Origin of the sequence: Candidatus Palauibacter scopulicola (assembly GCF_947581915.1) — a bacterium.
Lineage (GTDB): Bacteria > Gemmatimonadota > Gemmatimonadetes > Palauibacterales > Palauibacteraceae > Palauibacter > Palauibacter scopulicola.
Map to the genome: position 1 here is coordinate 1 of NZ_CANPWG010000002.1, position 10,165 is coordinate 10,165.

Below are 10,165 nucleotides of genomic sequence, written 5' to 3' on the forward strand. Positions count from 1 at the left end.
ACTGGTGAAAACACGCCGGTAAAGCTCTGCCATGAAGCGATTTACGGACGAGAACTAGCTAGAAGCGGTAGGTGTAGTTCAGCTTGATCGAGGCGCCGCGCGAGAGGGTCCTCAGGTCCATCCACCTCATCGGGTCGGCATCGTCGGGCGCATCGAGCAGGCCGGACTCCAGGTTCCGCCAGTTGTGCGTGTAGACGAGGAAGAGATCGTTGCCCGGCTTCAGGATCCAGCGAAAGCGCATGAACAGGCCCAGCACGCGGCTCACATCGTCGTACTGGAACTGGTTGGTCACGCCGATCCACGGCGTCGGGTCCCACGAACCCTCGAGGCGATAGAGGTTCGTGACGAAGTCCCCCTGCGGCAGGTACACGGCGTTGCGCTCGTAGCCCGTCTCCAGGTTGATCCCGGGGTTCGGCCGGAAGTTCGCGTTCAGGTCGACCCGCACCCGGTCGCCGTTCCAGAAGCCCCCGAAATTGGCCCCGCCCCGGACGGAAACGGGACGGCGGCTCGTCGTCCGGCCGCGGAGCCGGTAGTCCCAGGTCGTGTAGTCGCCCGGCACGATGTCGATGCCGTCGCTGATCTCGAACTGCCGGTCGAGGAACTCGTACGTCCGCACCGCCTCGAAGCTGACGTTGTCGCCGCTCTCGAAGTCGATGTCGATGAAGTTCAGTTGGAGTTCCTGCTCCTCGAGGATCATGGATCCCATTTCCCACAGGTTCCTCAACTGGACCGAGACCTCCACCTGCCGGATCCAGTCGATGGCGGGGCGGGGGGACCACCCGATCCGCGGCTCGACGCGGCGGAAGTCGTTCCGGGCCACGAACCCGACCGCCGGACTGTAGTCGTCGCCGAATTCCCGGTAGGAGACGTGCCCCGACCACAGGTCGTTGGGGAAGTTGATCCGCGCCCCCCAGGCGGAGAGGTCCTGGAAGGATCGCGACACGGCCGGGTCCGGATTCGAGTTCCAGACCATGAACGCCTCGGCCTCGAAATTCTGGTTCCCGAACAGGCTGTTGGTCCGGTAGTCGAGGTCCGCGCCCAGCGTGTGCCGGTCCGCCGGCAGGAAGCCGTCCGCGTCGGCCGCGGTGCTCCGCCGCGTGTAGATGGCGCCGATGGCCGACTGCTCGAAAATGGGGACCCGGGCCCGCGCCACCGTGAAGGCCTCCCTCGCGAACCGTATGAAGTCCGCGGGATCCGGTTCGGCCCCGTTCGCGAGGGCATCCTCCGGGGCGTACGAGTGGGCGCCCGTGCCCATCTGGTAGAAGCCGAGGTCGACGCCGTTGAGCTGGCCCGTGAGGCGAAGCCCGTAGTCGATGGGGATCTGCTGGCCGCCCTCGATCCCGATCCGCCGCGAGAAGAAGGGCTGCGGGCCGCTGCGCGGGGCGAACGTGAACACGCTCGAACCCTCGAGGAAGAAGTCGCGCCGCTCCGGGAAGCGGAGCGGGAAGCGCGTGAGATTGACGCGGCGCTGGTCGCTCTCCACCTCGGCGAAGTCGGTGTTGACGCTGAAGGAGGCGCGCAGGCTCGGCGTCACGCTGTAGTTGAGGTCGAGGCTCACGTCGCGCGGGAACGTCGTCGGATCCGCGTTGCCGGGCGTGTTGCGCCAACTGCCGATGCCCGAGGCCACCGCTTCCAGGCCGATGCCCTGGGAGAGGCCTTCGAGTCCGGTGAGTTCGCCCGCGAACACGAGGCGGTTCAGGCCCTCGTTCCGCCCGTACCCGCGCCACAGGATCTCCTCGTTGTTGCGCCGGATCGAGCGCAGGAAGTTGATGCCCCAGTTCTCGCCGTTGGGGACGAAGTTGAGGGTGCGGAAGGGGATCCGGATCTCCGCGGACCACCCGTCGGGACGGCGCGCGGTACGCACCTCCCAGATGCCGTCCCACGAGCGGTTCACGCCGCCGAATCCGCCGCCGCCGCCCGGCCCTCCCCCGCCGGTGCCCGTGATGAGTCCGTCGCTGAGGGCGCCGGCCGCGTTGGTCTCGAAGTGGTAGCCGGTGCGGCCGTCCCCGAACGTGTCGAGCACCCAGGCGAACCGGTCGTCCGTGAACAGGAACGCGTCGCGCGCGCGCTGCCGGGCGAGGATCTCGTCGGGCTCGTCGAACAGGATGGCCGCGATATAGAGGTTGTCGCGGTCGTAGGCGACGCGGACTTCGGTGGGGTGCGACGGGGGGCCGCCCTCGATGGGCTCGCGCTGCCGGAAGTCGCCGATCGCCTCGGTGCGGCTCCAGACCGATTCCTCGACGCGGCCATCGAGGTCGATGCGCTCATCGGAGGTCAGCCGCGTGGCCTGTATGACGGAGCCGTCGCCCTCCTGAGCCGCGACGTCGCGCACTCCGCAGGGGAGAAGTACGGCAAGGGCAATTCCTGGCCCCAGGAGCCGCCGAACGTGTCTCTGGCGTGTCATCGGTGTCCGCTGTATCCGCGTCGATCCCGGGTAGTGGCCGGCTGCTCGCGGCCGGGTGGTGGTCGACTTTTTTCGACCGTGTTCAAGGGAGGTTCAGATAGACGACACGCGCGTCTCGGGCAGGGTTGAATCGGGCAGGGTTGAATCGGGCAGGGTTGAATCGGGCAGGGTTGAATCGGACAGGGCTGAATCGAGCGGGGGCGACGGTCGGCCGGGACGAACCGGGACGGGCCGGATGGCGAACCGGCCGGGTCAGGTGACGATGATGCGGGCGCCGACCATGATGCTCGGGTGGGTGGCGCAGTAATACACGTAGGTGCCGGCCACGCTCGGCGTGACCGTGAAGGTGTCGTTGTGGCTCATCGTGCGGCTGTCGAAGGCCCGCGCGCCGGAGGGGACATCGGTCGACGTCACCGTGTGCGGGTTCGCGCCGACGTGCCGCCAGCCCACCGTCTCGCCGCTCCGGATCGTCACCTCCGCGTCGCCGTTGCGGCGTCCCGCCGGGTCGACGAAGGCGTTGTCCTCGATGTTCACGGTCACGTTCGCGCCCGGCACGGGACCGGGCGGCGGGGGCGGCGGCGCGGGCGGCGGCTCCGGCGGTGGACTCCCGGGCCCGGCGCCGTCTCCGCAGGCGGCCACGGCGAGCACGCCGGAAAGGGCGGCAACGAACTCGCGACGTCTCAAATGATCATCTCCGCATCATCCCGGTGCCCAGGCCCCTCGCCGAGCGCATTCGGGGCCTTGCGAAACCCGATCGATCTTCGTGCGTACTATGTTCTCGTACAGTGCCGGGGTCGCCGGACGGGGTTCCGCGCCCCGCCCCGGCCTCCGCGGTCGAGTTGAGTCGGGAGAGATACATGAACGGCAAGAGTTGCAACAGAGTGGCGAGCGCGCTGCTGCTGGCCGGCGCCCTCAACTGGGGATTGATCGGCCTCATCGGCTTCAACTTCGTGGCCGCGGCTTTCGGCCCCCTCGCCCGGCTGGTCTACATCGCCGTGGGCTGGGCGGCGCTGTACCGGATCTTCTCCAACGGTAACCGGAACGGCTCCTAGCCAGGGGTTTGCCGCGGGCCGTCAGGAAACGCAGGGGGCGCCAAAGCGCCTCGCAAGTCCGACCGCGGCGCCCCGCTCCCTGAACTCCTCCCCGAAGTAGTCGTACAGAAGACGCGTCATCTCCGCGATGGTGCGTTCCCGCCGCCATGTCGGGCGCCGAAGCGTGTTCACGAACACCGAGACGATGAGGTGCCCCGCGCCATCCGGCAGGGTGACGATGCCCACGTCGTTGATGGCGCCGCCCATCGTTCCCGTCTTGTGCGCGACGAAGGTCGATGGCGGCAGCCGCCCCCGCATCCGCCCGCGTCCGGACCGCGACCGGTCGAGAACGTCGAGGATCCAGGCGCGCGATTCGGGCGAGAGTCCCTTGCCCTCGTGGATCGTGAGCAGGAGATCCGTCATCCCGTCCGGCGTGGCCGTGTCCCGCGGGTCCGTGCCGTAGCGTTCGCGCGCGGCCTGGCGGTGCGCGTCGGGCAGGGCATCGCGCAGCCGGAAATACTGATAGCGATACAGCTCGCTCTCCGGGATCGTATCCGGGAGGCCGACCAGGTCCGCGAAGGTGCGGGCTTCGGAGCGGTCGACGCGCACGCCCTCGACGCCCATCCGCCGGAGGTGGCGCGTGGCGGCCTCCGGCCCGCCCGACATGTTGAGGATCACGTCCGTCGCGGTGTTGTCCGACTGGGCGAGCATGAGAGAGAAGAGGCTGTCCACGGTGAGGCGCACGGATCGCGCCCCCGACCAGTCGGCGAGCGGACTGTGTCCCGGGCGAAACTCCTCCACCGTCACCACGACCGTCTCGGAGGGATCGATCTCCCCGAGGTCGACGCGCCGCAGGAACTCGAGCGCCATCGGGACCTTCGATACGCTCGCCATCGGGTAGGGCCGGTCGCCGTTGAACGAGATCCGGGCGCCCGACTCCACGTGCAGCGCCGAGACGCCGACGGCATCCCCGACCCGCCGCGCGATGCGGCGGAGGCCTTCCCCGATCGAATCCGGCACGACGCACGCAGCCCCCATGGGAAGGGGGCCGGGGACGGGCGGCGCCAGCGTTTCCTGCGCCGCGGCCCGGCCCGGCGGCGCGAGGATGATGCTCAGCGCCAGGACGGTTGCGCGTGGATTCATCGGCACTCCGGGCGTGGACTGAAAGACATGCGCTTGCCTCTTCGCCTCGTGAACTTCCCGTTCTGAGTTTGAGAACATGCGATGGGCAGAAACGTTGTATGCGGCGCGATCCGGTGCGGCATCGATCCGCGCGTCTCGCGCGCGCGGGTCCGTTTCCCTAATCTGCGAGTCCCAAGGTCGTGTCGCATCGACGGATCGTTCGTCCAGGAGGTTTCATGCGTTTCCCGCGCCCGAGATGGATCCCCGTTGCCTTCGTCGCTCCGCTCTCGCTCGCCATCGCCTGCGGGGGAGGAGAACCAGCCGAGGACGCCGAGATGGCCGCGGAACCGGCCGAAGAGATGCCCGCCGAGCCGGCCGTCACCGTCCGCATCACGCAGCCGGAGGAGGGGGCGACGGTGGGCCCGGACGTCCTCGTCGTCATGGAGACGGACGGGATCGAGATCGTCTCCATCACGCCGCCGGTCGTCGGCACCGGGCACCATCACCTGTACGTGGACGTGGACCTCACGCCGCTCTCGGAGCTGATCCCGCAGAACGATCCCCAGATCATCCACATGGGGGATGGGAGCACCGAGTACATGCTCGAGGGACTCGCGCCCGGAGAGCACCGCCTCATCGCCGTCGTGGCCAACCCCGCGCACATCCCGCTCGATCCGCCGGTCGTGGACACCCTCCACTTCACGGTCGCGAACGAAGAGTAATGGCGGCCGGCAGGGTCTCGGCGCGCGCCCGGGACAGTCTCCCCGCCGGGGGTGCACTCCTCTCGCTCGTCCTCGCCCTGGGCTGCGCGCCCGAGGGCGGGACCGAATCCGCGGCGGCGGGTGCGGGCGCCGAAGAAGGCGCTTCGCCCACGCCGGAGCCGCAGCACACGCTGACGGCGGACCAGACGCACAACCGCTGGAGCCGGACGATCCCGCCGATCCTGACCGTGGCGTCGGGCGCCGTCATCGAGGCGTATCTCGAGGAGGCGTCGGACGGGCAACTGACGCCGGAGTCCACGTTCGAGGATCTCGCCCGGCTGAGCTTCGATCCCATCCATCCCCTGACCGGGCCGGTGTACGTGGAGGGCGCCGAGCCGGGCGACCTCCTCGCGGTCACGCTGCACGAGATCGAACTCGGCGACTGGGGCTGGGTCGCGAACGTCCCCGGATTCGGGTTCCTCGCCGACCTGTTCCCCGATCCGTACCTGAAGACCTTCGAGTTCGAACCGGGGGACACCAGTGTCGAGTTCGCGCCCGGGATCCGGATTCCGCTGCGGCCGTTCCCCGGCGTGATGGGGGTGGCGCCGGACACCGATTCGATGCTCGTCACGATCCCGCCCCGCCAGAACGGCGGCAACATGGACGACCGCGACCTGGTCGAGGGAACGACGGTGTACTTCCCGGTGCTGGTGGAAGGGGCGCTCTTCTCGATGGGCGACCCGCACATCGCGCAGGGGGACGGCGAGGTGGGCGGCACCGCGATCGAGGGGCCGCTGCGGGTGGTTTACGAACTGGAGGTCGTCAAGGGCATCGGACCCATCCCGTCGCCCCACTACGAGACCGACGAGTTCTACGCCGTGACCGGCTTCGCTCCGACGATCGACGAGGCGGCGCGGAACGCCGTCGAGGCGATGATCGACTACCTCGTGCGTTCGCGGGACCTGTCCCGGCAGGAAGCCTACCAACTGGCGTCGATGGCGGGGGACCTCAAGATCTCCGAGGTCGTAGACGTGCCGAACATGCTCGTCGCCATGCGCATCTCGAAGGGCGTGATCGGCAACTGATGGCCGGCCGCGGGGGAGCGGCGCCCGCGGCCGGGACTCAGAGACCGCGCGCGTCGACCGCGAGGAGGGCGCCGAGCAGCACGTTCGTCCCCGCCGTGATCTGATCCGGCTCCGTGAATTCGAGCGGCGAATGGCTGATGCCTTCGCGGCTGGGCACGAAGATCATCCCCACCGGCCCCAGCAGGGCGACGCTCTGCGCGTCGTGGCCCGCCCCGCTCGGCATGCGGAGCGCCGTGAGGCCGAGATCGAGCGCCTCCGCCTCGATGATGTCCCGGAGACGCGGGTCGGTCGGCGCCGCGCGGCTCTCGTAGAACTGTTCGATGGAGACCGTGGTGCCGTCCGCCGCGGCGATTTCCTCCGCGCGCCCCCGGATCGCCTGGAAGACCGCGTCAATGCCCGTCATCGCGAGGTCGCGGATCTCGAGGCTGAAGGTGACTCGCCCCGGGATGACGTTCGGCGCGCCGGGCTCGGCGCTCAGGCGGCCGACCGTGGCCACGTGCCGCCCGGACAGTTCGCGTGCGGTCACGTGCACGGCATCGATGATGCGCGCCGCCGTCACCATGGCGTCCTGCCGCATGTCCATGGGCGTGGTGCCGGCGTGGTTGGCGAAGCCGTCGACCGTGACGGACCAGCGGCGGATGCCGACGATTCCCTGCACGACGCCGATGTCGAGCCCGCCCCGGTCGAGCACGAACCCCTGCTCGATGTGCAGTTCGAGGTAGGCCGCGAGGCTGCCGGCCTCCCGGCGGGCCGCGGCCAGGTCCGTGAGGTCGCCGCCCAGGCGCTCCGTGCCCTCGCCGATCGAGAACCCGCTCGCGGTGAGGATGTCGACTTCCCACGGCAGCGTTTCGCCCGCGATCGCGCGGCTCCCCGTCTTGCCGCCCTCCTCGTTGGCCCAGATCACGAATTCCAGCGGATGGCGGGTTTCGCGCCCCGCGTCCACCAGCGTGGCCACCGCCTCAAGCGCGCCCATCGAGCCGACCTGTCCGTCGTAGCTGCCGCCCGCCGGGACGGAGTCGATGTGGGAACCGAGGACGATGGGGGCGAGCGAGGGGTCGGTGCCGCGCCGGCTTCCGATCAGGTTGGCGGCGCGGTCCACGTGCACTTCGAGGCCGAGGCCGGACATGATGTCCGAGAGCCAGGCGCGGGCCGCCCGGTCCTCGTCGCTGTAGGCGAGCCGCGTCGTGCCCTCCTCGGCGCTGCTGAAGCGCGCGAGTTCGCCGAGGCGGCGGTTGAGCCGTTCGCCGTCCACGAGCAGTCGCTGGCCGCGCAGGGCGCGGAGCGGCCAGGCGGTGGCCGCCGCTCCCGCGGCGCCGAGGGCGAGCGCCCCGAACCGCCGCCGGGAGATCGGCCCCATCAGTGGCTGAGGCCGTAGATGATGTAGTTGATGGCGAGTTCGTAGGCGTACGTCGACCGGTCGATCGGGTAGTACGGGTTCTCGGACCACTCCCACGCGTCGCCCAGATCCGTGTTGTGGTTGATGACGACCATCAGCTCGCCATGGTCGTTGAAGATTCCGCGGACCGTGGGCGTGCACGGTGGTCCCCAGCATTCCTCGTAGCGCCCGCGCATCGCGTTGTTGACGGCCGGAACCGTCTTGATCTCGTCGATGTCGTAGAACTGGTGGAAGATCGGATGGTCCAGCGGAATCGGCTCGATCCGGCGGCCGGGCAGGATGCGGGACATGTGGTACTCGAAGTTGTACCATGCCTCCTCGCCCCAGAAGTCGTCCACCACGAGGAATCCGCCTGCTTCCAGGTATCCCCGGAGACCCTCGATTTCGGGCTCGGAGAGGTTCATGTAGCCGACTTCCAGCATGTAGAGGAAGGGGAAGCGGCGCAGTTCGGGGTCGTCGAGCGCGACCGGGTTCTCCCACTCGTGCAGGTCCAGCATCGCGAGCAGGCGATGGAGGATGAAGAGGAACTGGCGGTCCGCCTTCGGAAAGTCCGTGGCCCACGTGCCGCGTCCCCGTCCCCCCCACCAGCCGCGGGAACCGGAGTAGATGGCGCGCGTGAAGTAGAAGTCCCGCCCCCATTCCGCCCGCGCCTGGGCCAGCGCCGGTTCCAGCTCGAGGAGCCGGTCCCGCGCGGCCGCGCGCTCGCGGAGGAGCGAAGCGCCCGCCTCCGCGGCCCCCGCGTCCCCGGCACTCGCCTCCCCGGCGACCGTCTCCGGCGGCGGGTCGGATCGCCCCGTCATGCCCGCGACGGCGGCGGCGGCGAGTACGGCGGCCAGGGCAGTGGCGAGGATCGGGGCGGGGGGCGGCCGGAGACGCATCATGTGTTCATAAGGATTGCCGGAGGCCCGCTCGTCAACTACTTCCCGTTTTCCCGGGGTTCTCCGAACGGTCCCGAGCCGCGGCAGGCGCCGACATGAACGAGTCCGACGGCCGAGCCAACGTGCACCTGGACGGCGTCACCCTCCTCTTCGGGGGCGTGACGGCGCTCGAAAACGTGTGCCTCGACATTCGCGGCGGCGAACTTCTCGCGCTCATCGGCCCGAACGGGGCGGGCAAGACGAGCGTGCTCAACTGCATCTCCGGGCTCTACCGGCCCACGGCGGGCACGATCACGCTGCGGGACGCCGGGGACGAACCGCATGCGCTCCACCGCCTGCCGCCCCACCGGATCGCCCGGCTCGGCGTCGCGCGCACCTTCCAGAGCATCGAACTCTTCAAGCACATGACCGCGCTCGACAACCTCATGCTGGGCCGCCACGTCCACATGCGGGGCGGAGTCATCTCCGGCGGGATCTTCTGGGGTCCCCAGCGGCGCCGCGAGATCGAGCACCGGGTGCGGGTCGAGGAAGTGATCGACTTCCTGAACCTGGAGCCGATCCGCCACGCCGTCGTCGGCAACCTCCCCTACGGACAGCAGAAGCTCGTCGAACTCGGCCGCGCCCTGGCGCTGGATCCCGAGATCCTGCTCCTCGACGAACCGATGGCCGGGATGAACTCCGAGGAGAAGGAGTCGATGGCGCGCTTCATCCTCGACGTGCACGAGGAGTGGGGGACCACCCCGGTCGTCATCGACCACGACATGGACGTGATCATGGACATCTCCGAGCGCGTGGTCGTGCTCGAGTTCGGACAGGTCATCGCCGAAGGCTCTCCGTCCGAGGTCCGCTCCGACCCGCGCGTGATCGAGGCGTACCTGGGCCGCGGGGAAACAGTGGCCGGAGCCCTCTCGTGAGCGCCTCGTGAACATCGGATTCGTGGACGGCAGCCTGCCCGGGCTCCTTCGCTTGCAGGCGGCGAACCATGGCGAGCGCGTGGCCATGCGCGAGAAGGAGTTCGGAATCTGGCAGACGATCACGTGGACGGAATACGCGCGGCGCGTGCGCCATTTCGCGATGGGGCTCCGCGACCTCGGTCTCGAGAGCGGCGACCGGATCGCGATCGTGGGCGACAACCGTCCCGAGTGGGTCATCGGCGAGCTGGCGGCCCAGTCGCTCGGCGCGCTGCCCCTCGGCCTCTACCAGGACGCGGTCGCTGCGGAACTCGAGTACCTGCTCGCGGCGTCGAGGGCGCGGGTCGTCATCGCGGAGGACCAGGAGCAGGTCGACAAGGTGCTCGAGATCCGGGAGGGGCTGCCCCGCCTCGAGTACATCATCTACTACGATCCGCGCGGGCTGGGCCGCTACGAGGCGCGCGGGCTCGTCTCCTTTCCGGATGTGGAGAGCCGGGGGGCCGAGCGCGACCACGCGATGCCGCACGAGTATCAGGCCGCCCTGGGGTCGGTCCGACCCGGCCATCCCGCGCTACTGTGCACCACCTCGGGGACGACGAGCAAACCCAAGCTCGCCGTGCTCTCGCACACGAACCTG

Annotated in this window: 10 protein-coding genes; 5 read left to right on the top strand and 5 right to left on the bottom strand. The window is 69.3% G+C overall.

Annotated elements, in window-relative coordinates; genetic code table 11:
• Nucleotides 1–58 precede the first annotated feature (58 nt).
• Nucleotides 59–2,404, bottom strand: coding sequence for a DUF5916 domain-containing protein (locus tag RN743_RS00110; RefSeq protein WP_310774963.1), 2,346 nt, complete (start codon nucleotides 2,402–2,404; stop codon nucleotides 59–61).
• A 252-nt stretch (nucleotides 2,405–2,656) separates the two neighbouring features.
• Complete coding sequence (locus RN743_RS00115; RefSeq protein ID WP_310774966.1) at nucleotides 2,657–3,088, bottom strand: plastocyanin/azurin family copper-binding protein; 432 nt, start codon at nucleotides 3,086–3,088, stop codon at nucleotides 2,657–2,659.
• Between the two features lie 173 nt (nucleotides 3,089–3,261).
• Here RN743_RS00115 and RN743_RS00120 point away from each other — a divergent pair, with 173 nt between their 5' ends.
• Nucleotides 3,262–3,456 carry a DUF378 domain-containing protein gene (locus RN743_RS00120; protein WP_310774968.1) on the top strand — a complete coding sequence of 65 codons (195 nt, stop codon included), beginning with the start codon at nucleotides 3,262–3,264 and terminating at the stop codon, nucleotides 3,454–3,456.
• Nucleotides 3,457–3,477: 21 nt separating this feature from the next.
• Here the strand turns inward: RN743_RS00120 and bla are convergent, their stop codons facing one another.
• The gene (gene bla, locus RN743_RS00125; protein WP_310774970.1) at nucleotides 3,478–4,578 is read right to left on the bottom strand and encodes a class A beta-lactamase; all 1,101 of its coding nucleotides are present in this window, start codon (nucleotides 4,576–4,578) and stop codon (nucleotides 3,478–3,480) included.
• Nucleotides 4,579–4,793: 215 nt separating this feature from the next.
• Between bla and RN743_RS00130 the strand changes: the two genes are divergently transcribed.
• Both RN743_RS00130 and RN743_RS00135 read left to right on the top strand, forming a co-directional pair.
• Entirely contained in the window at nucleotides 4,794–5,279 is a 486-nt protein-coding gene (locus RN743_RS00130) for a DUF4399 domain-containing protein (protein ID WP_310774972.1), read from the top strand.
• Entirely contained in the window at nucleotides 5,279–6,343 is a 1,065-nt protein-coding gene (locus RN743_RS00135; protein ID WP_310774974.1) for an acetamidase/formamidase family protein, read from the top strand. The genes RN743_RS00130 and RN743_RS00135 overlap by 1 nt, the downstream gene beginning before the upstream one ends.
• Nucleotides 6,344–6,380: 37 nt before the next feature.
• On the opposite strand, the gene RN743_RS00140 is transcribed toward RN743_RS00135, so the two are convergent.
• Together RN743_RS00140 and RN743_RS00145 are read right to left on the bottom strand one after the other, a co-directional pair.
• Nucleotides 6,381–7,700, bottom strand: coding sequence for a Zn-dependent hydrolase (locus RN743_RS00140; RefSeq protein WP_310774976.1), 1,320 nt, complete (start codon nucleotides 7,698–7,700; stop codon nucleotides 6,381–6,383).
• Complete coding sequence (locus RN743_RS00145) at nucleotides 7,700–8,620, bottom strand: DUF4159 domain-containing protein (protein ID WP_310774978.1); 921 nt, start codon at nucleotides 8,618–8,620, stop codon at nucleotides 7,700–7,702. Before RN743_RS00145 ends, RN743_RS00140 begins: the two co-directional genes overlap by 1 nt.
• 92 nt (nucleotides 8,621–8,712) lie before the next feature.
• Here RN743_RS00145 and RN743_RS00150 point away from each other — a divergent pair, with 92 nt between their 5' ends.
• Together RN743_RS00150 and RN743_RS00155 are read left to right on the top strand one after the other, a co-directional pair.
• Nucleotides 8,713–9,531: an ABC transporter ATP-binding protein gene (locus RN743_RS00150; RefSeq protein WP_310774981.1), complete on the top strand. Its 819-nt coding sequence runs from the start codon at nucleotides 8,713–8,715 to the stop codon at nucleotides 9,529–9,531.
• 7 nt (nucleotides 9,532–9,538) lie between these two features.
• Nucleotides 9,539–10,165: AMP-binding protein (locus RN743_RS00155; protein WP_310774983.1), on the top strand; the 627-nt coding region annotated here is incomplete at its 3' end.